This is a genomic window from Streptomyces sp. NPDC006261 (genome assembly GCF_040613515.1).
Taxonomy (GTDB): domain Bacteria; phylum Actinomycetota; class Actinomycetes; order Streptomycetales; family Streptomycetaceae; genus Streptomyces.
Window position 1 is genome coordinate 159,299 of sequence record NZ_JBEXSI010000006.1, and the last position, 25,218, is coordinate 184,516.

A 25,218-nucleotide genomic window follows, 5' to 3' on the forward strand; every position below is an offset into this window, starting at 1 on the left:
GCCTTTTTCCCCGCCGCCATCGGTGGGACGGCGGCGTCCGGTAGCCGTGGTTCTGGGGCTCACCCTGGCATGCCAGGCGGCTCTGGTGGCCGGTTCCGGCCAGGTCTTCGCCTTCGGGCAGGAGTCGCCGACGGGCGCCGTGCAGAAGAAGGAGCTGGGTGCGGCTTCGGCGGGTTCGGAGGCCGAGGCCCGTCTGAAGGCCCGGATTCAGGAACGGCGCATCGAGGTGCTGGACGCCCGCACGGAAACGTCCACGACCTGGGTGAACCGGAACGGGACGCTGACCACGCGGGCGTACGCCGGGCCGGTCCGTTTCCGTGACACGTGGGGCAAGTGGCAGGACGTCAACGTCTCGCTGAGGCGGGAGTCCGACGGGTCGGTCCGGGCGAAGGGGCACCCGCAGGGGCTGGCCCTGGCGGGGCGGAGCAAGGCGCCGAAGGGGCTGAAGGCGGCAGGCCGGAAGGCTTCGGCGGAGGCCGTACCGCTGATCTCCCTCGATGACAGGTCCGGCAACCGCATGGAGCTGGGTTGGTACGGAGCTCTGCCCGAACCGGCCATCGAGGGCGAGGAGAGCAATGTCCTGCGCTACCGGGACGCGTTGCCCGCAACGGACCTGCTGGTCGAGTCGACCCGTACGGGGTACGAGCAGTTCCTGGAGCTGAAGGACCGTTCTGCCATCGGCGCCAACGGGTCGGTCGCCTACAGCCTGACGGCGAAGGGGCTGACGGCTAAGGCGGGCAAGGACGGGTCGGTGACGTTCACCGACGCCAAGGGCAAGCAGGCGGGTGTGCTGCCTGCGCCGATGATGTGGGACGCCCGGACCGACAAACGGTCCGGCGAGCACGTGCGTACCGCCCCGGTGAAGGTCGAAGTGGCACAGGACGGCGACAAGGTGACGCTGACGCTGTCACCCGACGCGGAATTCCTGGCCGACAGCACGACGCAATTCCCGGTCACCATCGACCCGGCGATCAACATCGGCCCGAGCTTCGACGCGTTCGTCCAGCAGGGCTACACCACCGATCAGTCGGCGGCCACCGAGCTGAAGCTCGGCAACAACGGATCGAACCAGATAGCCAGGTCGTTCCTGTCGTTCCCGATGAAGAACATCACGGGGAAGCAGATCACCTCGGCGAAGCTGAACCTGTTCGCCACCCATTCGTGGTCCTGCACCCCCAAGGCTTGGGAGGTCTGGTCGACGGGCCAGGCGACGGCGAGCACCCGGTGGACCTCGCAGCCGTCCTGGACGACGAAGTACGCGACGAGCACCCAGACCAAGGGCTTCTCCAGCGCGTGCAACGACGGCTGGGTGAACGCGGACGTCACCTCCCTGGTGGGAGCGTGGGCCGGCAACGGGGCCACCTCGAACCACCTGGGGATACGGGCGTCGGACGAGGGTGACCCGTACGGCTGGAAGCGGTTCAACTCGGGCAACGCGGCGAGCGGTACGCCGTATCTGTCGGTGACGTACAACACGCTGCCCTCGGTGCCGACCCTGGTGGCCCCCGCCGACAAGGGCGCCACCAACGTCACGACTCCGTCGCTGTCGGCGAAGGCGCTGGACGGTGACGGCAACCAGGTCACCCTCGACTACGAGGTATGGACGACGAGCGGCACCGCCGCCGTACGGTCGGGCTCCGGCGCGGCCGTCGCCTCCGGCGCGCAGTCGACGTGGACGCCGACCGCACTGACCCCCGGCGGCTACAGGTGGCGGGCCCGGGCGGGAGACGGCACCGGCAAGAGCGCCTGGTCGGCGTTCCGCGCCCTGACCGTGGACACCACCGCTCCGGGCACCACCGCGATCTCCTCCTCCGCCTTCCCCGCTGCGGCCTGGTCCGGTACGCCGGACGCCAACGGGGACTTCACCGGAAACTTCGCCTTCACCCCGCCCAGCAGCGACGTGAAGGAGGTCCAGTGGAAGCTGGACTCCGGTGCATGGCAGTCGGCGCCCACCGCGGGCACGGCCGTCACCCGGGCGATCACCTTCCGGGCGGGCAAGCACACGGTGTCGGCGCGGACCAAGGACGCCGCCGGAAACGTCTCCGCCCAGACGAACCACACCTTCTTCGCCGGATCCGGTGCGGCGGTGCTCACGCCGGGCAACGGCGAGCGCACGGCCCGGCGGGTCGAGCTGACCGGCCAGGGCAAGACCGGTGACACCGGTGCGCGGTACCAGTACCGGCGCGGTGAGACCGACACCTGGAAGAACGTGCCGGTCGCCGATGTACGGCGCAAGGCCGACGACTCGGCCCTGACCGCCTGGCCCGCACAGGTCAGCGGCGGTGTCGCCGAGGCGCTGATCTGGAACATCACCAGCTCGCTCGCCGAGGACGGCCCGGTGGACATCCGGGTGGTCTTCACCGACGGCACGACCAGCGACACCTCGCCGGCCAGCACGGTGACCGTGGACCGCAACGCCGGCGCGGCGCCGCTGGAAAAGGTGGGGCCGGGCAACGTCAATCTGCTGACCGGCGACTTCAGCCTCTCAGGCAGTGACGCGTCCGCGTTCGACATGACCTCCAGCCGGACCTTCTCCTCCCGCCGTCCCACGAACGGCGCCGTCCAGGAGGGCCAGGTCGCGGTCTTCGGACCGCAGTGGACCTCCGGCACGCTAGCCGAGCTCTCCGACAGCGTCTGGTCCTCCGTCCGCAGGACCTCCACCACCTCCGTCGCCCTGGTCGACATCGCCGGCGAGGAAACGGGCTTCACCGCCACAGGCGGCGGGTGGAAGCCGGAGGCGGGCGCCGAGGACCTGACCCTCACCGGCAGCCTCACCGGCACCTTCACCCTGAAGGACACCGAGGGCGCCACGACGCTCTTCGCCAAGATCGATACGGCGGCCACCACCTGGCAGGTATCCAAGACCTCCCTGCCGACCGACCAGACCACCACGACCGTGATCTCCGAGAAGGTCACCGTCGACGGCAAGGTCCTGGCCCGTCCCAAGTACGTCATCGCCCCGACCTCGGCGGTCACGGCGGCGACCTGCTCCACCGCGCCGTCCACCAAGGGCTGCCGCGTCATGGAGTACCAGTACGCCACCGCCACCACCGCGACCGGCTCCACCCTCGGCGACATCGCCGGGCAGGCCACCCGCATCAGGCTGTGGAGCACCGACGCGGGCGCTTCCAACGCCACGGCGACCGTCGTCTCGCAGTACGCATACGACAGCCAGGGCCGGCTGCGCCAGCAGTGGGACCCCCGCATCAGCCCGGCGCTGAAGACGGCCTACACCTACGACTCCGCGGGGCGCGTGATCACCCTCACCCCGCCCGGCGAGCTGCCCTGGACCTTCACCTACGGCAAGGCCGGGTCGGGGGCCACCGCGGGCGAAGGCATGCTGCTGGCGGTCTCCCGCCCGACGCTGAAGGCGGGCAGCAAGGACGAGCAGGACGGAGACCAGGCCAAGACCTCCATCGTCTACGACGTACCGCTGACCGGTAGCCGTGCTCCCCACCAGCTCTCCGGAACCCACACCTCGCAGTGGGGACAGGCCGACGCGCCCACCGACGCCACCGCAGTCTTCCCGGCCGACCGGGTGCCCGGCTCCCACGCGGGGGGCGGCCTGACCGTCGACGACTACGACACGGCGACCGTCACCTACACCAACGCCTCCGGCCGCACGGTCAACACGGGCCTGCCCGGCCGTCACCTGACGGTCAACCAGCACGACCGTTTCGGCAACACCGTCTTCGCCATCAACGCCACGAACCTCGAACTGGCCCTCGGCACCGAGGACTACCAGGTCAACACCCTGACCGAACTGGGCATCCTCGCCGACTCGCCCGCTGAGCGCGCCCGTCTGCTCGGTACGGTCTCCGTCTACTCCGACGACGGCCAGCGGTTCCTGGAGGAGTACGGCCCCCTGCACCTCGTCACCCTGACGAAGCAGCTCGGCGGAGACGCGGACAGCCCCGATGTGCCCGCGGGCACGCAGGTCGCCGCCCGTACCCACACCGTCAACCGCTACGACGAGAACCGGCCCACCGACGGCACCGCCGTCGTCAGTGACCAGATCACCAGCACCCGCGTCGGCGCCTTCGTCGACGGCTACCCGGCCGACGGGGACGTGCGCACCACCGCGAACCGCTACGACTGGGTCAAGGGGCTGCAGACCGGCACGGTCACCGACCCCGCGGGCCTCAACCTGGTCCACAGCACCAGCCACGACGCCCAGGGCCGCGTGATCAAGACGACGCTGCCCAAGTCCAACGGTTCGGACGCCGGGGCCCGCGTGACCACCTACTGGTCCGCCACCGGCACCGGGACCTGCCAGGGACGCCCCGAGTGGGCCGACCTCGCCTGCACCACCGGCCCGGCAGCCAAGATCACGGGAGGCGGCAGCCAGCCCGACCAACTGCCGGTCTCCACCACCCAGTACGACCGGTGGGGCAATCCCACCACCGTCACCGAGACCGCCAACGGCACCACCCGTACTACCGAGAGCACCTACGACGCCGCGGGACGTCTGACTTCGGTCAAGGTGACCGGCGGCACCGGAGCAGCGGTACCGCCGCGCACGGTCACCTACGATCCCGTCAACGGCGCCGCGGCCACCGTCGGCAACCCGACCGCCACCGTCCGCCGCACCAGCGACGCGCTCGGCCGGGTGATCTCCTACAACGACGGTTCCGGCAACGTGACCCGTACCGAGTACGACAACCGCAACCGCAAGACCCGTGTCACCGACTCCGCGCCGTCCACCACCACCTACGGCTACGACAACGTGGCCGGACTGCCGACCCGGATCCACGACTCGGTCATGGGCAGCACCGGTGAGGTCACCGGCTTCTACGACTCCGACGGCCGGCTCTACAAGCAGACCCTGCCGTGGAACATCGACGTGGAGTTCAACCTCGACCCCACCGGCACCGAGACCTCCCGCTACTGGCACTGGGAGTCCGGCTGGACGATCCAGGGCGAGGAGGCCGGTCTGACCGTCCACGACCAGGTCGCCAACCGCACCACCTACACCGGGGGTGGCGCCTACCAGGAGTACACCTACGACGCCGACGGGCGCCTCACCAGGACCGATGACACCCAGATCGGTGTCACCACCCACCGCGCCTACACCTTCGACGGCAACAGCAACCGCACCAAGCTGACCACGACGGTGGACGACGTGAGTGGTGGGGAGCCCTCCGTCGTCGAGACGGGCTACACCTACGACAGCGCCGACCGCCTCACCACCGGCGGAACTGTCTACGACGCCTTCGGCCGCACGACCACCCAGGCCGACGGCGCCCAGAACACGTACTACGCCAACGACCTGGTCCGCCAGATCACCGCGAACTCCGAGCGCACGACCTGGACCCTCGACGCGACGGGCCGCCTCGCCTCCTGGACGGAGGAGAACCAGGCGGAGAACGGCACCTGGTCCAACACCGCCACCAGGACCAACCACTACGGCGCGGAGGGCGACAGCCCTGACTGGATCTCGGAGGGTGACGGCGGCATCACCCGTGCCCTGAAGGACCTCTCCGACAACCTGATCGCCACCACGAGCGCCGACGGGGACGTGGTTCTGCAGCTCGCCAACCTGCACGGTGCGATCGGGACCCGGATCCCGCTGGTGGACGCCACCACGCCCGTCGTGAACAGCTACGACGAGTACGGCAGTGCCCTGCCCGGCACCGACCCCAGCCGCTACGGCTGGCTCGGCGCCAAGCAGCGTTCCGCCGAGACCCCCAGCCGGGTCACCCTCATGGGTGTCCGCCTGTACGACCCCGGGACCGGACGCTTCCTCAGCACCGACCCCGTCCACGGCGGCGGCGCGAACGCGTACGGCTACCCCGCCGATCCGGTCAACCTGTACGACCTGGATGGCAGGAAGGTCCAGGCCAAGTACAACAAGAACTCCAGGAGCTGTTCCTTCTGGCACGGCCGGTGCACCATAAAACTGAGCCGGGTCCGGGCGTGGAAGGCCTCCTGGAACATCATCGGCGGGGCCACCGCCTGGGGCGTATCGGCTGCCCTGTTCGGTGCCGCCTCCGCCGGAATTCTGGCGGCGGTCATGGGAATTCTTGCCGGAGTCGCGACCTGGGTCGCGGTCAACATCCAGCGCGTGCTCAGTTCCTTCCCCAATCGCGGGGTGAAACTCACGGTGTGGGTCTATGGGAGGATATCGATCACTAAGCAGTAGAAAAGCGCCTTGAGTTGGTAGCCGGGCGGCGGTGGGGCATCCCCCACCGCCGCCCGGCGAACCGGGTATGAAGTGAGGAGCCGTACAGATGCCTACTTTCGTTTACGTGCTGCTGCCCTTCCTGAGTGTCGCGCTGATGATCTTGGCGGAGGTCCGCGATCGTAAAGCGCGGAAAGGCGGTGCGCGGGGCGGAGGGCTTGCGCTTCTTCCTCTGGGGTGGATTCCTGTGGGTCTCGTGGTATTCGCTTCTGTGGCCGGATCGATTGTCGGTGGTGTGGTCGAGGAAAACCTCCGCATAGTGCTTTTCGTCCTCAATATGTCGTGGGCGCTCCTTTCCCTGGTCGCGCTCACCAGATTTCTCGGCCGCACGCTGCGGACGGCCGAAGTCCTGGCACTCTCCGTTCCTGTCGCCGTCTTCTCCTTCCTCTTCATGAGCGCCCTCGGGTAGGGCCTGGTCCGGGGGAGGGGTAGTGGGCGGCGCAGGCCGTGCTCGCGGCAGTCTCGCAGCGCTGACTCTCCCGGGTGGTCCAGTGGCCCCCCTCTGGCCCACAGGGTGGGGAGGAGGCTGGGCCATTGGCCCATGGATTTCGCCCTCGTTTGATCCACAGGCCTCCAGGATGCTCTGATGGTTCTGTCGATGGCGCTGCGGACTTCCGTGGCGCCTTTTTCATGCCGAGCGCGCGGAGCCCACGGGAGACGCGGAAGGGGAGCAGTGTGCTGAAGAGGGTGTTCGTGGCACCGGACCCGGGGAGGGTGCGGCTGCGGTTCGCGAGCCGGGCCGTCATCGGAATCGGGCTCGCGGTCGCGCTGTGCGGGCTCGTCGGGCACTCGCTCGCCGCCGTCATCACCGGCGGTCTCGCGGCGCTGCTGGCCCTCTTCACGGTCACAGACGCCACGGTGCGGCAGCAGGCCCTCACGACCGCGCTGCTCCCCGTCGCCGGGCTCCCGGTCCTCGCCGGCGCCGCCGTGCTGCACGACCAGCCCGTCGCCCGCGATCTCGTCTTCCTCGCCGTCATGGGCGCGGGCGTCTACGCCCGGCGCTGGGGGCCGCGCGGCCACGCGCTGGGCGTCTTCGCCTTCATGACCTTCTTCGCCGCCCAGTTCCTGCACACGGTGCCGGGGCAGCTGCCCGAGCTGTACGCCGCCGTCCTGCTGTCCCTCGGTGTCTCCTCTACCGTCCGCTTCGGCCTGTGGTGCTACGAGCGGCGGCTGCCCGCCGTGGCCGCGCCCGCCCCTCCGGAGGGCCGCGGGCTGGCCCGCGTCACCACCCGGCAGGCGGTCCAGGCCACCCTGGGCGGCGCCTTCGCGCTGGGTCTGGGGCAGGTGCTCTCCGACCAGCGCTGGTACTGGGCGGTCGGCGCCACCTGGTGGGTGTTCGTCAACACCACCTCACGCGGCGAGACCCTGGTACGCGGCTTCCGCCGGGTGCTGGGGACCGTGATCGGTATCGCCGCCGGCTTCTTCGTCGCCATCCCGCTCGAGGGCGCCGGGGCGCCGACCGCCGCCATCGTCGCGGTGTGCGTCTTCGGGATCTTCTACACCGCGGCGGTCTCGTACAGCTGGATGATGTTCTTCGTGACCGTCATGGTCGGCGTGCTCTACGGGGTCCTGGGCGTCCTGGACGCCTCTCTGCTCTGGCTGCGGGTCGCCGAGACCGCCGTCGGCGCGCTCGGCGCGGTGCTCGCCGTGCTGGTGGTCCTGCCCGTCACGACCCACGCCATCACCGACGCGTGGATCCGCAAGGCCCTGCGGTGCGTCCACGCCTGCACGGCCGAGGCCGCCGAGCGCCTCGCCGGCTCCCTGAGCGCCGACCCCGCCCCCCGCGTCGCCGAACTCGAGGTGCTGCTCGGCCGCGTCCGGCTCTCGCTCGCGCCGCTGGTGCATCCCCTGAGCCCGCTGAAGGCCCGTAAGACGCGGGCGCGCCAGGTGCTCGCTCTGCTGGACGACTGCGTACGTGAGGTGCGCGGCCTGGCCTCGATCGCCGCAGACCCGGCCGCCTCGCACGACGCCCGGCTCTCGGCCGCCTGCTCCCGGGTCGAGGAGGCGGTGGAGGAACTCCTGCGCCAGGAGAGCCGGCAGGCGCGGGGAGCGGAGCGCGCGGACGTGCAGCCCGGCGCCGCCCTCGACCACCCCGCCCTTGCCCACCTGCACGGCCTGGAGCGGGCGCTGGTCGACCTCGCCACGCCCCTGCACAGCCCGCCGCGGGCCCCGATCGCCGCCTGAGCGCAACCCCGGGCGACCGTCCCGCGCCTCGGCCCTGACCGTTCGCCGGATTGGTCCAGACCTGCCAGGGGTCGCCTGCTACCGTCGGCCGGGAGATCACAGCGACGGTGAAATGGGGTAGTGCGATGGGCGGCAGCAGCACCGGACGGGCATTCATGGGGTCGTTCACCTCGGCGGGCGGTCTGGGCGTCACCGTCGCGGAGGTGGACCGGGACACCGGGGCACTGGCGGTGCTCGGCTCGTCGGACGCCGTGACGGACCCCTCGTTCGTCGCGCTCGGAACGGGCGGAGGCGTCCTCTACGCGGTCGGCGAGTCCGCCCCGGGCTCGGCGGCCGCCTTCGACGTCAGCGGCGACGTACCGGCCCTCCTGGGCGCCGTACGGCCGGTCGAGGCCGACGGCCCCACCCACCTCGCGCTCGCCGCGGGCCACCTGGTCACCGCCAACTACGGATCCGGCAGCGTCACCGCCCTGGCCGTGCTCGCCGACGGATCGCTCGGCGAGGTCTCCTCGGTCGTCCGCCATGAGGGCAGCGGCCCCGACAGCGAGCGACAGGAGGGCCCGCACGCCCACCAGGTGCTGCCCGACCCCTCCGGCCGCTGGGTGGTCAGCGTGGACCTCGGCACCGACTCCGTGCGGGTCGGCGTCCTGGATCCGGCCACCGGTGCCCTGGAGCCGCACGGCGAGACGTCGCTGCGCCCGGGCACCGGACCGCGCCATCTGGCCTTCCACCCTTCAGGCCGCTACGCCTACGTCCTGAACGAGCTGGTGACGACCCTCACCGTGTGCCGCTGGGACGCGGAGGCGGGTCGTCTGGAGGCGCTGGGGGAGGTCCCGGTGCTGCCGGAGTCCGAGCCCGAGAACGGCACCGAGTCCGCCGACGGCTCCGTACGGGCCTATCCGTCCGAGGTGGTCGTCGCGCACGACGGGCGCTTCCTGTGGACCGCCAACCGGGGCCACGACAGCATCTCGGTCCTGACCCTCGACGAGACCGGCGAGAGGGCCGCCCTGGTGGCCACCGTCGGCTGCGGCGGCCGCTGGCCCCGCGACCTCACCCTCGACCCGAGCGGGCAGTGGCTGTACGCCGCCAACGAGCGCTCCGGGAACGTCAGCTGGTTCGCCGTGGACGCCGGGACGGGCGTTCCGCAGCACGCGGGCTCCGTCGAGGTCCCGGCGGTCTCCTGCGTCGTCCTCGGCTGACCCGGGCCCGTCCAGGCAGCCGGAAAGCCGCGGCCCGGCCCGGTGGATCGACGAAGATCCCTCCGGTCCGGGCCGCGGCTTCCGTGCGTCTGTGCCGCTTCCGTGAACCCGGGTCAGTGCGCCGGGGCGCCCTGCGGGGTCGCGGGCGTGATGCCCAGCGCCGTGGCGTACAGCGACAGCACGAGCTTGCCGATCGCCGGGTAGGCACCCAGCGGCTCGGCGGTCGCGCAGCCCGCCTCCTTGGCGGCGGCGTCCAGCAGGCCGGGGTCGACCTCCGGGCCCACCAGGTACGGCGCCAGCGCGAGCTGCGCGGAGCCGGAGCCCTGGAGCTGCTGCGCGATCGAGGCGACCGAACCCTCCACGTCCAGCGCGGCGGCCATCACGGGCACGGCGAGCCGGGCGGCCAGCAGCATGCCGGTGATTCCGGCGGCCTGCACGGCCTCCTCGCCGCCCACCGTGACCAGCACGATGCCGTCGGCGGCGGTGGCGACGGTGAACAGCCTGGCTCGGTCGGCGCGCGCCAGGCCGGCCTCCGAGAGCCGGACGTGCAGGGCCTCGGCGAGCAGCGGGTGCGGGCCGAGCACGTCGGTCAGCTCCACCTGAGTGCCGCTGTCCATCACGGCCTGCCGTATCCGCCGGATCAGCGCGCCGTCGGGGCCCGCGAGCAGCGGGACCACGACGGCGGCCGGACCGGCGGGCTCGGCGGCCTCGCGGCCGACGGCGACGGCCTGCTCGTAGCGCTGGACGCGCTCGGCGGCGGAGTGGGCGAGAACGGTGGCAAGAGGGGGGTACTCGGCATCGTCACCGTCGAGATACCCGATCCGCGCATTGAGGCCGGGCAACTCGGAACGGGCGATGCTGATCACCTCTTCGGCCAGGCTGCGCGTGGCCGAGGAGGGGGTACCGGGAACGGCGAGAACGAGGGCGGCAGCGCCCTCAGGTGCGACCACGGGCTCCGGGCGGCGGTGCCGTCCGGACTGGCGAGGTCGCGGCATTCGTACAGGCAGGCCGGAAGCGGGCCCAGTGGGGGTGCTCATGGCGCCGCATGCTACTGGTTTTGGATGCTCCTCTGTTCGGGGAGGGCCCGGTCGAGCGTTAACTATCCGCTTATGTCCGATGAGTGGCGTACCGGTGAAGTGTCCCTGTCTGTCGGTCTGTCCGCCGCCCCGTCCGCCGCCCCGTCCGCCGCCCCGTCCGTCGGTACGCCGCCGGGCTCCGGCTCCCTGTTCCGTACCTCCGCTCCCACGTGTCCGGAGGGTCCGTCCCCGGCCGGAACGAACAGCATCGTCGGGTGGTGCGGCAGTCGCAGATCGTCCAGGGCCAGGGCGCGCGCGATCCGGAGTGCGCCGGTCAGCGGATCGCCCGTCCCGGTGGTTACGCGGGCCTGGGGGACCAGCCGCGCCAGCTCCTCGCGCACCGGTCCGAGCAGGAGCTCGCCCATCCGGAACAGCCCGCCGGTCAGGGCTACTTCACAGTCGTCGTCGCTCTGGGGGCCGGCCGTCGGACAGACGGCCGCGGCCGCTTCGGCGATATGGCCGGCCGCCTCCCGCAGAATGCCCGCAGCGACCTCGTCCACTCCGGCGCACGCCGCCACCTCGGGGGCGAACGAGGCAAGCACGGCCGGGCGGTCGGAGCGCGGGTAGAGCAGCCCCGGCAGGCCTTCGGCGGGTCCGAACACGGCGTGCAGCCGGGCCAGCAGGGCGGGGGAGCCGCCTCGCCGCCCGTCATGGGCGCGCATCGCCGCGTCGAGCCCCGCCCGGCCGATCCACGCACCGCCGCCGCTGTCACCCAGAAGATGACCCCAGCCGTCGGCCCGGTGCCACGCCGTGAGGTCCGTACCGAGGGCGATCATGCCCGTGCCGCCCGCGACGACCGCCCCGGAACGCTGTCCCACCGCTCCCGCGTACGCCGTCACCGCATCGGCGGCCAGCGCCATCCGGCGGACGCCCAGCGCCGCCGCGAGCGCACCGGGCAGCTCCGCCCGCAACCGCCCGCCGAGCGTGGCCATTCCGGCGGCCCCGACCGCCAGGGCGGCGACCTGTCCGGGGAAGTCGCCCCCGGCACCGGTCCGCTCCAGCAACCCCGCCGCCGCGGGCAGCAGTTGTTCCAGCAGATGGGCCGCGTCGATCCCTCCGGCCCCCGTCCGCACCGGCTCGGCGCAGACGGCCGTGAACAGCGTCCCGTCCGCGTCGAACAGCGTCCCGTCCGCGCCCACCCGGCCGAGCGCCACCCGCAGCCCCGACCCGCCGGAGTCGACCCCGAGGACATACGCCTCAGGGGCCGGGGCGTGGGTCACGGCAGACGCCAGTCGACCGGCTGCGCCCCCTGGCGCTCCAGCAGTTCGTTGACGCGGCTGAACGGGCGCGAGCCGAAGAACCCGCGGTCGGCCGACATGGGCGAGGGGTGCGAGGACTCGATCGCGGGAAAGCCGCCCAGCTGCGGGCGGAGATTGCGGGCGTCACGCCCCCACAGGACCGACACCAGCGGCGTGCCCCGGGCCACCAGCGCCTTGATCGCCTGCTCGGTCACCTCTTCCCAGCCCTTGCCCCGGTGCGCGGCGGGCCGCCGAGGCGCGGTGGTCAGCGCCCTGTTCAGCAGCAGCACCCCCTGCCGGGTCCACGGCGTGAGGTCACCGTTGGACGGCCGCGGCAGGCCGAGGTCCGCGTGCAGCTCCCGGAAGATGTTCTCCAGGCTGCCCGGCAGCGGCCGGACATCGGGCGCCACGGCGAAGCTCAGCCCGATCGCGTGTCCGGGGGTCGGGTACGGATCCTGGCCGACGACGAGGACCCGCACCTCCTCGAACGGCTGTTGGAACGCCCGCAGTACATGAGCCCCGGAGGGCAGGTACGTACGTCCCGCCGCGATCTCCGCGCGGAGGAAGTCGCCCATAGCGGCGACGCGTTCAGCCACGGGTTCGAGGGCGTCGGCCCACCCCGGCTCGATGATTTCCTTCAACGGTCGTGCTGCCACGCGCCGCACTCTACTGGTGACACGACCACTCCGATCAACTGCCGTCAGCAGAGGGCCGCCGCCCCTGCTCGGCCGAGGGCCGTCCCCTGCTCAGCCGAGGGCCACCGCCCGTACGCAGAGCACGTCCGGCAGATGCGAGGCGAGCTGCTGCCAGCTGTCGCCGTCGTCCGCGCTCGCGTACAACTCACCGTTGCGGTTGCCGAAGTAGATCCCGGCGGGATCCGCGTCGTCCGTGCAGAGCGCGTCGCGCAGCACCGTGCCGTAGTGCTCCTCGTCCGGCAGGCCCACCGTGAGCGGCTCCCAGGTGCCTCCCGCATCGCTCGTGCGGAAGACCCGGCAGCGGTGCTCCGCCGGAACCCGGTCGGCGTCGGCGTTGATCGGGAAGACGTACGCCGTGTCGCCGCGGTGCGGGTGCGCCACGGCGGCGAACCCGAAGTCGGAGGGCAGGCCCGCGCCGATGTCGCTCCAGCTGTCGCCCGCGTCGTCGCTGCGGAAGACGCCCCAGTGGTTCTGGAGGTAGAGGCGGTCCGGGTCGGCCGCGTCCCGGGCGACCTTGTGGACGCACTGGCCGAACTCCGGGTCCGGATCCGGCAGGAACACGGCGGAGACGCCCCTGTTCGCCGGGGCCCAGCTCTCCCCGCCGTCCTTCGTCCGGAACACGCCCGCCGTCGAGACCGCGACCGTCACCGCACGGGCGTCCCGGCGGTCGGTGAGGATGGTGTGCAGCCCCTCCCCGCCGCCGCCGGGCACCCACTGGGAGCGCGTCGGGTGCTCCCAGAGCGGGCGGACCAGCTCGAAGGACTCGCCCCGGTCCTCGGAACGGAACAGCGCGGCCGGCTCGGTGCCCGCGTAGACCACGTCCGGCGCCTCGGGACCGGCGGGCTGCAACTGCCAGACCCGCTCCAGCGACGCCCCGGTGAACTCGGGGAACCTCACCGCGGGATGCCGCGGCTCGACCCAGCTCTCGCCCAGGTCGTCGGAGTGGAAGACGGACGGCCCCCAGTGCGCGCTGTCACCGCCCGCCAGCAGCCGGGGCGTGGCCCCCCGGGTATCCACGGCGACCGAATAGATCGCCTGCGCGTTGAAGTGCGGCCCCTCGATCTTCCAGTTCCCCTCGCGCCTGCGGCCGATGAAGAGACCTTTGCGAGTGCCCACGGTGAGGAGTACTTCGGTCATGGCGGAGACCTCCCGATACGCCGTTGTGCCGGATGGGAGTCAGTCTGCACCCGCCCACCGACAGCGGCTCGCGGACGCTCCGGCGCGCCCGGTCACCGGCCCTCGCCCGTACCTCGCGGCGACGGCTCCCTTGACCGTCGTCCGGCGGCGGACCTGACGTTCACGCGCTCCAGAAAGCGCTTGCAGTCTCCTGGTGGGCCCGGAGGCCCTGGAGCACCCGCGGCGACCTTCGACGCACTGCCCGGCGCCGTCGCCGTCGCCGTCTCGCACCTGACCGTCTACGACTGGCCCGCCGCCGACGGTCTGCGCGGCGGCACCCCGCACCTGCGCGTCACCTGCTCCCAGGGGTACGCGGTGGTCGGCGGCACCGGCTCCGCAAAGACCCTCACCGCTACCGGGTTCCGGCAGACGCCCCTGGCGCCCGGGGCGCCCGTCCGGTTCACGCCGGCACCATCCACCGGCTGGTGCACGAGTACGGGCTGCGGGTCGTCGTGCTCATGCGGAACAGCGGGCTGCCCGAGGCCGGTGACGCCGTCCTCACGCTGCCGCCCGCCCTCCTCGCCGGCCCGGATGTCGACGGCGCGGCGGCCGTGCTGCCTCCGGACGGCACGGAGGCCGAGCGGGAACGCGCCGCCCGCGCCCGCCGCGACCTCACCGTGGAGGCGTTCCTCGCCCTGCGCGACGGGGCCGGCGCGGGCGATCCGGAGCCTCTCTCCGCGTTCCACCGCGCCGCCGTCGCCCTCGTTCGGCGCCGCGTCGAGGAGTGGCGCGCCCGCTCGGAGCGGGGTGCCGCCGCGACCGCCGCCCAGCTCGACGCCCTGGGGCGCGGCGGGGGGACCATCTGGCGGGGGCGCGGGGGCACGGGCGAAGCCGGTGGAGCGGGGGCCAATCGGGATGTGCGGCCGCCTGGATGTCGACCGGGCCTGAGCCTGTGCGGTCCGAGCCCGCGCGGTCTACGCCCGTGCGGTCCGAGCCCGCGCGGTGTACGCCTGTGCGGTCTACGCCTGTGCTGTCCGAGCCTGTGCGGTCCGCGCCGCGCGCTGGGCGGGCGCGGACGCACGCGGGCAGGTCAGCAGCCTCGTGGTGCTGCCGTCGTCCTCCTGGATGTCCCTGACATGAACGAAGCCGATCCGGCCCAGCACGGCCAGCGAGGCGGCGTTCTCGGCGGCCACCGTCGCGTGCACCTCGGTCAGTCCGAGGGTGTCGAACCCGTGCCCGACGAGAGCGAGCGCCAGCTCCGTACCGAGGCCACGGCCCCAGGCCCCGGGGGCGAGCGCGTAGATGATCTCGTGCCCGCCAGAGGCCTCGGTCGGCTTGATCTCGGCGTGCCCCACGAGCTGGCCGCCGACCTTGACCGACCAGACCTCGAAACGGTTCTCGGCGTAGACCTTGGTGAAGATCCGGCCGAAGAGAGCCCGGTCCTCGGCCTCCGTGGAAGGCCCGTCGCCCATCCACCGGGAGACCGAGGCGTCCTGGAACAGGGCGACGAACTGCTCCTCGTCGGCGGGCGTGTAAGGGGTGAGCCGCAGGCGGTCGGTGCGCAGCGAAGGATTCACAGGGGATGAAACTACGGGCGACAGAAGTGCCGCACAACCGAATTATCCTGGTCAGCGGTCCGCGGCTCAGCTGAGATGCTGGAGCGGCACACACATCACCGGACCGGGCGCGAGGAGCAGACGATGGGCAGCGGGACCACGGACGCCGACGGTCGTGACGTGCGGGTCGCGGTGATCCCGGGGGACGCCGGAGCCGATCCCCGTGTCTCCGTGACGCTGACGCCCCCGGCGGGCGAGCTGCGCTGGTCGTGCACCCCGGCCGCCGCCCGGGAGCTGGCGGCCGCGCTGGTCCGGGCGGCCGAGGAGACGGAGAACGCGCCCGCCGATGGTCCGGTCACGGTCCCGGCGGGCGAGCTGCGCCGCGGTGACGTGCGGGACGGCGAGCGGGCCATGACCGTGGACGGCGTACGGACCGACGGGTCCACGGCCCATGTCACCTGGAAGTCCGGCGCGGGCCGTACCTGGAACCAGAGTTACGACGTCAACACCGCGATGACCCTCAGGCGCCGGCTGCCCGGCAACCGCTGAGGCCTCCGCCCGCAGGTCCGGCCGCCATCCTGCCGTCAGGAGCGGCGACTTCGGTCTCCGGCCCGCGTTTCCCCTGGATAGGCTGGCCGCGATGTTCACCAAACAGGGACCCACGCTCCGCGAACTGGCCGTCCAGGCGCTCTCGTCGACCGAGCGCGGCTACGACCTCCTCGCCCCGAAGTTCGACCACACGCCCTACCGGACCCCGGACCGGGTCCTCGACAGCGTCACCCGGGCGCTGGAGCCGCTCGGCCCCTTCGGCACCGGCCTCGACGTCTGCTGCGGGACCGGCGCGGGCGTGGGCGTGCTGCGGCAGGTGTGCCGGGAGCGGGTGGCCGGGGTCGACTTCAGCGCGGGCATGCTCGCCGAGGCCCGTGCGGCGCTCCCCTTCATGGACGGCGGTCCGGTGGCCGACTGGGTACGGGCTGACGCCCTGGCGCTTCCGTTCGCCCCGGCCTTCGATCTGGCCCTGAGCATCGGCGCGTTCGGCCATTTCCTGCCCGCGGACCGCTTCGGGCTCTTCGCCGAGGTGTACGGATCGCTCCGGCCGGGCGGCCGGTTCGTCTTCCCGATCGGCGCCCCGCCGGCCGTGGGGTCGCGCGCCTACTGGTCGTTGCTCGGCTTCGACGCGGCGATGCGGGTGCGGAACGCCGCGTGGCGCCCGAAGTTCATCATGTACTACCGCACGTTCCGGCTCTCCGACGTGCTCGACGACCTCACCGACGCCGGGTTCAGCGTGCGGCTGATGGCCCTGACAGACCTGGGACAGCGCCCCGACGGCTCCCCGCGCGCCCGCCTGGTGGTGGCGACCCGGGAGTGACGCAGGGGGCCTTCGCCGCCCGGCCCGGAGTGAGGCTGGAGGGTTTCACCCCTCCTCGCCCCGGGCCGCCGCCAGCAGCCCCTGCCAGTCGGGGATCTTCACCGGGCCCCGCCCCAGCGAACGCCCCAGGGCCGCCTCCGCGCGCTCGATCGACAGCCAGCCGTCCCACTCCACCGGCCGCAGCCCCCACGCCCGCAGCACGGCCAACGGATCCTCCGCGGCCGGCCGGCGGACGAGCAGAGGCGCGTCCTCGATCAGCGAGGCGACGGTCTCCTTGGCGCAGGACCGGTTCGAACCGATCACCCCGGTCGGCCCCCGCTTGATCCACCCCGCCACATACTCACCGGGCGAGGGCGCCCCGTCCCGCAGGACCCGCCCCGCGGCGTGCGGCACCGTCCCGCGCACCGGGTCGAAGGGCAGGCCGGGCAGCTCCACCCCGCGGTAGCCGACGGCCCGCAGCACGAGCTGGGCCTCGACGTCCTCGTACGCACCGGTGTCCTGTACACCCCCGGCACCGTCCGGAGCCGTACGCGCGAACCGCACCCCGGCCACCCGGCCGCCGCGCTCCAGCAGCTCGGCCGGCCGCAGGAAGAACCGCAGGCGGATCCGGCGTACGGCATCGGACACCGCGGGCTCCCGCTGCGCCGACCAGCCACGCAGCACCTCCAGGTTCCGCCGCACCACGGCGGGCAACGGCAGCCCTTCCTGGGCCGCGTACGCCGGGTCCATGGCCAGCTCCGCCGGGTCGACGACGACCCGCGCCCCGGGCAGCGCCCCCAGCTCCCGCAGCTCCTTGGTGGTGAACCGGGCCTGGGAGGGGCCGCGCCGGCCCGCGATGTGCACCTCGCGCACCCGGCTGCCGGCGAGTACCCCGAGCGCGGCCCTCGGCACATCGGTGGTGCGCAGTTCGTCGGCGCCGCGCGCCAGGATCCGGGCCACGTCGACCGCCACGTTGCCGACCCCGATCACCACGGCCGAGCGGGCATGCAGCGCGAAGCCGTCGGGGGCGATGTCCGGGTGGGCGCTGTACCAGGAGACGAACCGGGTGGCGGACCAGCTCCCCGGCAGATCCTCGCCCGGGACCGCCAGCGGGCGGTCGGCGGCGGCCCCGACGCAGTAGACGACCGCGTGGTACAGCTCCGCCAGACAGGCCGGGGGGACGCCGTCCGCCCCGCCGATCTGCACATGGCCGACGAAGGTGACCCGCTCGTCCTCCAGGACGGCCCGCAGGCTGTTCTGGAGCGACTTGATCTTCTCGTGGTCGGGGGCGACCCCGTACCGGACCAGGCCGTACGGGGTGGGCAGCCGGTCCAGGACATGCACGCGGACCTCGGGCACGAGCGACTGGTTCAGCAGGGCCTGGGCGGTGTAGACCCCGCTGGGGCCGGAACCGACGACGGCGACACGGAGCACGGCGCACCTCTTCCCTGAGGGTGCTTTCCAGCATCGCACCGACGGCCCGAAGGCGGGAGGTCCGCGGTCAGGTCACTCGGTCCGGCGGTCAGGTACCCGGCCGGCGCTCACTCACCGGGCCGGGGCGCGGGGACGGCGCCTCGCTCACGTCATCATCGTGCGCATCCGGTTGATCTCCACCGTCTGCTGGGCGACGACATCGCTCGCCATCTCCTCGACGAACACGTCGTTCCCCTCGGAGAGGGCCTCCGTGGCCATGGTGATCGCCCCCTGGTGATGGGTGATCATCAGCTCCAGGAAGAGTTCGTCGAAGGCCTTGCCCTTCGCCGCGCGCAACTCCTTCAGCTGTGCCTCGGTCGCCATACCGGGCATCCCGTCATGGTCGTGGGGCTGCTTGCGGTCCTCGCCACCGTTTTTCTTCAGCCAACCCTCCATCGCGCCGATCTCCGGCTTCTGGCCTGCCGATATGCGCTCGGCGAGCCTCTTCACCGGCGTGGCCGAGGCCCGGTCCAGGGCGAGTTCGGTCATCACGAGGGCCTGCGCGTGGTGCTCGATCATCATCTGCGCGTAACGGAAGTCGGCGGAGTTCGCCGTGTCCCTGCTCGCCTCCTTCGCCGCCTCCTCGGGGGTGAGCGTCCGGGCGGGCTCGCCCGGTCTGCCGGGGGCCACCACGCCGGGACCTGTGTCCTTGCCCGCGGCCGGTTTCGTTGCGTCGCCATCGCCGTCGCAGCCGCCCAGGGCGAGAACGGCGGCAACCACCGCCGCCGCGAGGACGGTTGCGCGCGGACGGGTGGACGGACGGTGGATCAACACGGCGACCTCCTGTGTCACATGAGTGTGTTGCAGACCGTTCCTAGCACGCGCGCGCGGGGGCAAAGATCAAAAATTTCATTACGTCTCTGTTGCCATCTGTTGATGTGTACACGCGAGGGACGATACTGCCGGGGTCCGTGAACCGTTCGAACCCCGAACGGATACAAGGGAGGACGCAGTGATCTCGTTGCACACCACCCGCGTGCGGCGCAGACGTCTGGGCGTGGCAGCAGCCGCAGCCGGGCTCTTCGCCGCGCTGCTGACGGCCGCACCCGCGGCAGCGACGCCCGACCCGGGCGACGCCCCGGTCGAACGCGGCTCCGTGACCACCAGTCAGCAGGCCGAAGCCCGAGCCGCGATCCGCAGCGGTGACATACCCGGCGTGGACGAGATCGTCCACAGCTCGAACATCAAGCACCTGACGAACGTCCCGAAGGGCGCCCTCAAGGGCACCAACACGGACCTCGCGTTCCAGGGCAAGTACGCCTACGTCGGCAACTACGACGGCTTCGTCATCTACGACATCAGCAACCCGAAGAAGCCGAAGACGGTCTCCGAGGTCCTCTGCCCCGGCGCGCAGAACGACATCTCGGTCTCCGGGAACCTGCTGTTCCTGTCCACCGACTCCTCGCGCAGCGACGACTCCTGCTCCAGCACCACCCAGCCCGCCTCGGAGAAGTCCTCCTGGGAGGGCATGAAGATCTTCGACATCAGCAACAAGCGCCACCCCCGGTACATCGCGGCTGTCGAGACCGCCTGCGGCTCGCACACCCACACGCTCGTGCCGGACGGCAGGAAGAACATCTACATCTACGTCTCCTCGTACTCGCCGAACGAGACGTTCCCCGACTGCCAGCCGCCGCACGACGGCATCTCCATCATCAAGGTGCCGCTGAAGGCGCCCCAGAAGGCCAAGCTCGTCAAGTTCTCGAACCTCTTCCCGGACGGCGGCAACCCGGGAGCGCCCGAGAACCCGGGCGTCTCCAAGACGACGGGCTGTCACGACATCACGGTCCTCCCCTCCAAGGACCTGGCCGCCGGTGCCTGCATGGGTGACGGCCTGCTGTTCTCCATCAAGGACCCGGAGCGCCCGAAGATCATCGACCGGGTCCAGGACAACGTGAACTTCGCGTTCTGGCACTCGGCCACCTTCAACCAGGGTGCCAGCAAGGTCGTCTTCACCGACGAGCTCGGCGGCGGCGGGGCGGCCACCTGCAACGAGGAGATCGGGCCCAAGCGGGGTGCCGACGGCATCTACGACATCGTGGGCAAGGGCGACAAGCGCAAGCTGGTCTTCCGCAGCTACTTCAAGATCGACCGCCACCAGGCCGACGTCGAGGTCTGCGTCGCCCACAACGGCTCGATCATCCCGGTGAAGGGCCGCGACCTCATGGTCCAGGCCTGGTACCAGGGCGGCATCTCCGTGTGGGACTTCACCGACTCGGCCGAGCCGAAGGAGATCGCCTTCTTCGAGCGCGGCCCGGTCACGCTCGGCCAGGTCACAACGGCCGGCCCCTGGTCTGCGTACTACTACAACGGCTACATCTACTCCAGCGACATCGCCAAGGGCTTCGACGTGCTGAAGCTGAACGACAAGCGCACCGACCCGGCCGACCGGGTCGAGCTGGACGAGCTCAACGTGCAGACGCAGCCGGACTACTTCGCCCGCTGATCCGTCGGCAGGAGAGGTCTTCGGTTCGTCCCGCACTCACAGGGCCGGCGTCCGCCGGGCGGTTCTTCCCGCCCGGCGGACGCCGGCCCCGCGCGTGGGTGTGCATGGGGGTGCGCGTGCGGGCGCCGCAGATTGTTCATTGACCGATGAGCCGGGCCGGGACATGCTGTATGCCGCGCCTGGATCCGGCGACGCGGGGGATCGCCGGAGTCAGGCGCGTCTCCCGGAGAGCGGCTCCGGTGCCGGGCTCAGACGGCGGTGCGGGCGTTGCCGCTGGTCGCGGCGGCCCACTCCACCAGCAGACGTTGGTACTCCGCCTCGTCCTGCGGGGACAGGTAGCCGCCCGAGCGCTGCCACAGGCCGCGGATGGCCGCGTTGACTTCTGTGGCGGAGCGTGCGGAAACGGACGACGACGACATCGGGGACATGCATACAAGGCTACGGCCCCGATCCGGTGATCCGACCCCTTGCGGGACGGGATATCCCTCACAGGGCGGGGGTTCGGGGCGGGATATCGGTCACACTCCGGGCTCCGGCGCCCGGCGGGGCAGGCTCCAGGCGTATCCGTATCCGTATCCGTATCCGGCGACGGCGAACGCGACCACCGCCGCCCCCAGCAGTGCCCCGCCCACCACATCGGTCAGCCAGTGCACCCCCAGGTACACCCGGGTCACCGCCACCCCGATCACCGAGACCACCGCCACGGCCACCGCAGCGGCCCACAGTGCCGGCCCCGCTCCGTACAGCCGCAGAAGCCACAGGAGCAGCCCGCAGCTCACCACCGCCGTCATGGCGTGCCCGGAGGGGAAGGCCGCGAAGTGGGCCGTATCCACCGGGTCCGGCCAGCGGGGGCGCTCGCGGTCCAGCGCGGCCTTCAGGCCCTGCTGCAGGAGGGAGCCGAACAGACTGGCCGCGGCCACCCAGAGGGCGAGCAGCCGGGCGCCGCGCCACCACAGGGCCACAGCGGCCACCGCGACCAGCGCACGCATCGTCCACGGGTCCCAGAACCAGTCCGTCAGGACACGGTTGGCTCGGACCAGCCCCGGCTCGGCCACCGCTTGCCGGTGCAGGGAATCGGCTACCGCACGGTCCAGGGCCATCAGGGGCGGCCACTGCGCCGCGACCAGGGCGAGCAGTACCGCGAACAGGGCGATGCCCGCTGTTCCCGCGGCCAGGGCGGCCGCGGGGCGGGGGGAGCGGTCCGTCCAGGTGATGTGGGGGGAGTGCATGGGGGTGATACTCGCGGACGCCACCGCCGGGTGGCCAACCCGGAGCGCGGAGTTCCGGCCGCGTGGCCAAGGCGGAGCGGTGAGTTCCGGCCCGGACGGTCAATCTGCCGTGGTGAGTCCCGATCCGCCCGGGCAAGCGTGGTGAGTCCCGATCCGCCCGGCCGACCCAGAGCGCCGGGCTGTCCCGCTAACCCAGAGCGCGGAGTCCCGGAACGAAGGCCACCACGAGCGGGACGACCGGGACCAGTGCGGCCGCCGCCGTCAGGCGCAGCCGGCGGCCCGCCGTCAGCCGGTCGACCGGGGCCAGCAACCGGTTGACGCGCAGAGGGACTTGGGCGTCCGGGGTGGGGCAGGGGCCGAAGACCCCGCGGTCCTCGTTGAGTCCGACGAGGGCGAGCGCGGTCGTCAGCCGGCCGAAGCGGCGCGAGGCCACGTCGTCGGCCGCCAGTTCGACGAGCCGGTGCATCTCGTCGCGGAAGGCGGCGAACACCGGGATCTGCGGGAAGCCGATGGCCAGCGCCGAGGAGCAGTGCAGCAGCCAGTCGTGCCGGGCCTGCGCGTGGCCCTGCTCATGGGCGAGCACGGCATCCAGCTGACGGCCCTTCAGTCGCCCGAGGGCGGCGGTGGTGATGACGAGCTGCGGCGCCGAGCCGGGCAGCCACCAGGCGTCCGGGCGCTCGCCCTCCAGCACCACGAGACGGTCGGCGCCGGGCTCCTCGCCCGGCAGCAGCGGGGAGCGGACCAGCAGTTCCGACCGGCGCTGCTTGCGGCGCCGCCGTGCGCGCCGGATCTCCCGCAGGAGCATCGCGCCGCTCCACAGACCGCCCAGCGCCAGCAGCACCGCGATGACCGCCGACCAGGGGCCGTACGCGGCCAGGGCGTACGCCTCGACCACGGCGTGCGGAGCGGGGGCGAAGACATGGCCGCGCACCGCCTGCCAGGCGGCGGCCGCGCTGAACGTCATGGAGAGCGCGAACGACACGAGCACCCCGGCCACCACGCACTGCCACACCCACAGCGCCACCACCGGCTCGCGCTCCGGCCACCGGGCCCGGGCCATCAGGCGCGGGGTCACCAGAGCGGTCAGTGCACCGAGCAGCAGCAGCGCGAGGGAGACCAGCATGGCGCCAGCCTATGAGGGGCGGGCGACCAGCGGGTACGGCTGCGCCCGGCAAGTGACGCAGACCACTGCTCGGAAGCCTCTTGTCTCGCGATCCGTCTCACAGAGTGAGAAGCATGGCGAACATGGCGATACCCATCGTGAGCCGGCAGGCCATCGTCAGCTCGGTTCCGCCGTGCTCAGCACCGATCACGACGCCACCTCCGCCGCGGCGTACGACGCCCTCCGTGCTGCCGCCGGCGAAGCTCGCCACGCCTGTCTCCGCCGGTATGAGGTGCCCGGCGGAGCGGAGCACGTACAGCGCGTAGTAGAAGAGGAGCACCCCCGTCAGCAGGGGGATGCCACCGGCGCCTCCCGCCGCCGCTCCGTGCCCGGCGTGCCAGCCTGCACCCGCCGTCCCCGGAGCCATCGTCACGGCCATGTAGACCATCGCCAGCGACCCGACCAGGTGGTGCAGATGGCGGGCGCCGCGCCGGGCCGACCAGAGGGCCCGCAGAGCGGCGGCACCGAACACGGCTCCGTACACCGCCCAGGCCCACTCCGGGAGCGCCAGCACCGCGGCAGGTACGGCCATCGCCGCCATCCCGAAGCCCATCAGCGCCTCGCCGCGCGCGGTGCTGCGCTCCTGCGGGGTGCCGGTGCGGGTGCGCAGCAGGCAGTAGGCACCGCTCACCGCGCACAACGCCACCATCAGCCAGCCGGCCAGGACCCCTCCGTGCACACGAACCTCCCCCGCGGACGTACAGCGACGTACGGCACCGCTCTAGTCGATGCCCAGGCCCCGGCCGCCGAACCCGGCGCGCAGGGGCGTGAAGGGGGTGCGCCGGGGCCCGGAAGGGGCGCTCCGGGTCGCGTTACTCTCGACCCGGACGCGTGCACGGCACGCAGAGCAGCAGAGAACGGAGCGACCATGGACACCGCCACGCCCCCCGGCTCGGCCCGCCTGACCTTCCGCGACGCGACCGACGCGGACGCGCCGGCGCTGGTGGCCCTCATCGAGTCCGCCTACCGCGGCGACTCCAGCCGCACCGGCTGGACCACCGAGGCCGATCTCCTGGAGGGGCAGCGGACCGACGAGGAGGGCGTGCGGGCGGTCATCAACGCTCCCGGGGGCCGGCTGCTGGCGGTCGAGCGCGACGGCGGGCTGATCGCCTGCTGCCAGCTCGAACACCGCGGCGGGGCAGCGTACTTCGGGATGTTCGCTGTCCGCCCCGGAGCCCAGGGCGGGGGCCTGGGCAAGGTGATCATCGCCGAGGCGGAGCGCACGGCCCGGGAGAGCTGGGGCGTGGCCGAGATGCACATGACGGTGATCTCGGCGCGCGAGGACCTGATCGCCTGGTACGAGCGGCGCGGCTACCGGCGTACGGGGCAGCTCACGCCCTTCCCGTACGGCGACGAGCGCTTCGGTCTCCCGCTCCGCGACGACCTGGCCTTCGAGCTCCTGGTCAAGAACATCGGGGACTGCTAGAAGACTGATGAAGATGTCGGGTTCTGACCCCGCCGCGTTGGCGGTGGGGCCGGACTCGTTGGTCCAAGGGGAGTGGGCCGGGGAGACGGTCGGGCCTGATGTGGGACCCGGTGTCATCGATGACCAGCGCGGTGGGTTTGATGACCGGCTGCATGCGCCAGGCCGGCCGGGCCCGCACATGCGCCGCATCCCACGGGCTGGAAGTGACGAAGCGGGCCAGCGCCTGCCGGTTCTCCTCCTCGCCCAGGCGGGCGGCCATCGGCTCCACCGATTTGCGCCCGCCGTCCAGCAGCAGGCCCCGCAGATAGACCCCGCCCCACCGCCGCTGGTCCGCCCGCGCGAAAGGCTCGAACATCTCCGCCGCGAAGTCCTCGGAGATCACACCGGACCGCAGCCAACTCATGTCCGACCCCGCGACCCCCGGGTGCGCAGCGCCGTCGCTGGTGCGAGGTGCGCTGCCCCTCCCGGTTCATGCCGGACCAACCGGCCCCACCCGACCGTGGCGTGCCTGCGTCGTGTGTGATCCAGGTGGCGCTGAGCGCCGGTCGACGTGATCCTTGCCGTCAGCCGCGGATCCATGCTGGAGGCGGCCAACCGCACTTCCGGCCCGCCCGGTTCGACGACGCGCGACTGTCCCGTCCGGCGCAGGAGGCGACATCGGCCGGGACCGTGACACGGAGGCGGCGACGCCCGGTCAAGGGACTTCGGCGGGTAGGCAGCCGCAGAAGGCACATCGGACAGCGTCGGCGAATCGGTCGGGCTGGTAGGGGGTAGGCGTCGACCACCCCCGCGCGCCGTCGCCGTACGAGCGCTGACGTTGCTGGTGGACCGGGCGGGGGGGGGCGGGCCCCCCCCCCCCCCCCCCGGGCCCCCCCCCCGGCCCGCCACC

General features: G+C 72.2%; 21 protein-coding genes and 1 pseudogene. 8 read left to right on the forward strand and 14 right to left on the reverse strand.

Annotation, left to right across the window (positions count from 1 at the left end; all coding sequences use genetic code 11):
* Positions 1-85 precede the first annotated feature (85 nt).
* The 4 genes from ABZ154_RS05710 (at position 86) to ABZ154_RS05725 (ending at position 9,564) form a co-directional block, all read left to right on the forward strand.
* A complete protein-coding gene (locus tag ABZ154_RS05710) occupies positions 86-6,142 on the forward strand; it encodes a DNRLRE domain-containing protein (RefSeq protein ID WP_356829358.1) in 6,057 nt (2,018 codons plus the stop codon).
* An 88-nt stretch (positions 6,143-6,230) separates the two neighbouring features.
* The gene (locus ABZ154_RS05715; RefSeq protein ID WP_356829361.1) at positions 6,231-6,590 is read left to right on the forward strand and encodes a hypothetical protein; all 360 of its coding nucleotides are present in this window, start codon (positions 6,231-6,233) and stop codon (positions 6,588-6,590) included.
* Positions 6,591-6,856: 266 nt separating this feature from the next.
* Positions 6,857-8,365: an FUSC family protein gene (locus tag ABZ154_RS05720; RefSeq protein WP_356829363.1), complete on the forward strand. Its 1,509-nt coding sequence runs from the start codon at positions 6,857-6,859 to the stop codon at positions 8,363-8,365.
* A gap of 125 nt (positions 8,366-8,490) precedes the next feature.
* Positions 8,491-9,564, forward strand: a complete 1,074-nt coding sequence (locus ABZ154_RS05725) for a lactonase family protein (protein WP_356829365.1) — start codon at positions 8,491-8,493, stop codon at positions 9,562-9,564.
* A 113-nt stretch (positions 9,565-9,677) separates the two neighbouring features.
* Here ABZ154_RS05725 and ABZ154_RS05730 read toward each other — a convergent pair whose 3' ends face one another.
* From ABZ154_RS05730 to ABZ154_RS05755, 6 genes are all read right to left on the reverse strand, one after another.
* Positions 9,678-10,601: a hypothetical protein gene (locus tag ABZ154_RS05730; protein WP_356829367.1), complete on the reverse strand. Its 924-nt coding sequence runs from the start codon at positions 10,599-10,601 to the stop codon at positions 9,678-9,680.
* A gap of 62 nt (positions 10,602-10,663) precedes the next feature.
* Positions 10,664-11,860, reverse strand: a complete 1,197-nt coding sequence (locus ABZ154_RS05735) for a BadF/BadG/BcrA/BcrD ATPase family protein (protein ID WP_356829369.1) — start codon at positions 11,858-11,860, stop codon at positions 10,664-10,666.
* Positions 11,857-12,534 (reverse strand): uracil-DNA glycosylase, encoded by a 678-nt coding sequence (locus ABZ154_RS05740; protein WP_356829371.1) that lies wholly within the window; start codon positions 12,532-12,534, stop codon positions 11,857-11,859. The genes ABZ154_RS05735 and ABZ154_RS05740 overlap by 4 nt, the downstream gene beginning before the upstream one ends.
* 90 nt (positions 12,535-12,624) lie before the next feature.
* Positions 12,625-13,710 (reverse strand): exo-alpha-sialidase, encoded by a 1,086-nt coding sequence (locus ABZ154_RS05745; RefSeq protein WP_356829373.1) that lies wholly within the window; start codon positions 13,708-13,710, stop codon positions 12,625-12,627.
* Between the two features lie 278 nt (positions 13,711-13,988).
* On the reverse strand, positions 13,989-14,435 hold the full coding sequence (locus tag ABZ154_RS05750; protein ID WP_356829375.1) for a hypothetical protein: 447 nt from the start codon (positions 14,433-14,435) through the stop codon (positions 13,989-13,991).
* Between the two features lie 273 nt (positions 14,436-14,708).
* Positions 14,709-15,266 carry a GNAT family N-acetyltransferase gene (locus tag ABZ154_RS05755; RefSeq protein WP_356829377.1) on the reverse strand — a complete coding sequence of 186 codons (558 nt, stop codon included), beginning with the start codon at positions 15,264-15,266 and terminating at the stop codon, positions 14,709-14,711.
* Positions 15,267-15,389: 123 nt separating this feature from the next.
* Between ABZ154_RS05755 and ABZ154_RS05760 the strand changes: the two genes are divergently transcribed.
* Both ABZ154_RS05760 and ABZ154_RS05765 read left to right on the forward strand, forming a co-directional pair.
* Positions 15,390-15,794 (forward strand): hypothetical protein, encoded by a 405-nt coding sequence (locus tag ABZ154_RS05760; protein WP_356829379.1) that lies wholly within the window; start codon positions 15,390-15,392, stop codon positions 15,792-15,794.
* 91 nt (positions 15,795-15,885) lie between these two features.
* On the forward strand, positions 15,886-16,614 hold the full coding sequence (locus ABZ154_RS05765) for a class I SAM-dependent methyltransferase (protein ID WP_356829381.1): 729 nt from the start codon (positions 15,886-15,888) through the stop codon (positions 16,612-16,614).
* A 45-nt stretch (positions 16,615-16,659) separates the two neighbouring features.
* On the opposite strand, the gene ABZ154_RS05770 is transcribed toward ABZ154_RS05765, so the two are convergent.
* Both ABZ154_RS05770 and ABZ154_RS05775 read right to left on the reverse strand, forming a co-directional pair.
* Positions 16,660-18,027 (reverse strand): FAD-dependent oxidoreductase, encoded by a 1,368-nt coding sequence (locus ABZ154_RS05770; protein WP_356829383.1) that lies wholly within the window; start codon positions 18,025-18,027, stop codon positions 16,660-16,662.
* A gap of 144 nt (positions 18,028-18,171) precedes the next feature.
* Positions 18,172-18,858: a DUF305 domain-containing protein gene (locus tag ABZ154_RS05775; RefSeq protein WP_356829385.1), complete on the reverse strand. Its 687-nt coding sequence runs from the start codon at positions 18,856-18,858 to the stop codon at positions 18,172-18,174.
* 160 nt (positions 18,859-19,018) lie between these two features.
* Here ABZ154_RS05775 and ABZ154_RS05780 point away from each other — a divergent pair, with 160 nt between their 5' ends.
* Positions 19,019-20,512 (forward strand): hypothetical protein, encoded by a 1,494-nt coding sequence (locus ABZ154_RS05780; RefSeq protein ID WP_356829387.1) that lies wholly within the window; start codon positions 19,019-19,021, stop codon positions 20,510-20,512.
* A gap of 248 nt (positions 20,513-20,760) precedes the next feature.
* Here the strand turns inward: ABZ154_RS05780 and ABZ154_RS05785 are convergent, their stop codons facing one another.
* The 4 genes from ABZ154_RS05785 to ABZ154_RS05800 form a co-directional block, all read right to left on the reverse strand.
* Entirely contained in the window at positions 20,761-20,940 is a 180-nt protein-coding gene (locus ABZ154_RS05785) for a hypothetical protein (protein ID WP_356829423.1), read from the reverse strand.
* A gap of 90 nt (positions 20,941-21,030) precedes the next feature.
* The gene (locus ABZ154_RS05790) at positions 21,031-21,741 is read right to left on the reverse strand and encodes a phosphatase PAP2 family protein (protein ID WP_356829389.1); all 711 of its coding nucleotides are present in this window, start codon (positions 21,739-21,741) and stop codon (positions 21,031-21,033) included.
* A 187-nt stretch (positions 21,742-21,928) separates the two neighbouring features.
* A complete protein-coding gene (locus tag ABZ154_RS05795) occupies positions 21,929-22,864 on the reverse strand; it encodes a M56 family metallopeptidase (RefSeq protein ID WP_356829391.1) in 936 nt (311 codons plus the stop codon).
* 97 nt (positions 22,865-22,961) lie between these two features.
* Complete coding sequence (locus ABZ154_RS05800; RefSeq protein WP_356829393.1) at positions 22,962-23,582, reverse strand: DUF5134 domain-containing protein; 621 nt, start codon at positions 23,580-23,582, stop codon at positions 22,962-22,964.
* 189 nt (positions 23,583-23,771) lie between these two features.
* On the opposite strand from ABZ154_RS05800, the gene ABZ154_RS05805 reads away from it, so the two are divergent.
* Positions 23,772-24,329: a GNAT family N-acetyltransferase gene (locus ABZ154_RS05805; RefSeq protein WP_356829395.1), complete on the forward strand. Its 558-nt coding sequence runs from the start codon at positions 23,772-23,774 to the stop codon at positions 24,327-24,329.
* On the opposite strand, the gene ABZ154_RS05810 is transcribed toward ABZ154_RS05805, so the two are convergent.
* Together ABZ154_RS05810 and ABZ154_RS05815 are read right to left on the reverse strand one after the other, a co-directional pair.
* Positions 24,307-24,732, reverse strand: coding sequence for a transposase (locus ABZ154_RS05810; RefSeq protein ID WP_356829397.1), 426 nt, complete (start codon positions 24,730-24,732; stop codon positions 24,307-24,309). The genes ABZ154_RS05805 and ABZ154_RS05810 overlap by 23 nt on opposite strands.
* 95 nt (positions 24,733-24,827) lie before the next feature.
* Positions 24,828-25,015 (reverse strand): annotated as a pseudogene (locus ABZ154_RS05815) (hypothetical protein); the annotation flags it as partial.
* Between the last annotated feature and the right edge of the window lie 203 nt (positions 25,016-25,218).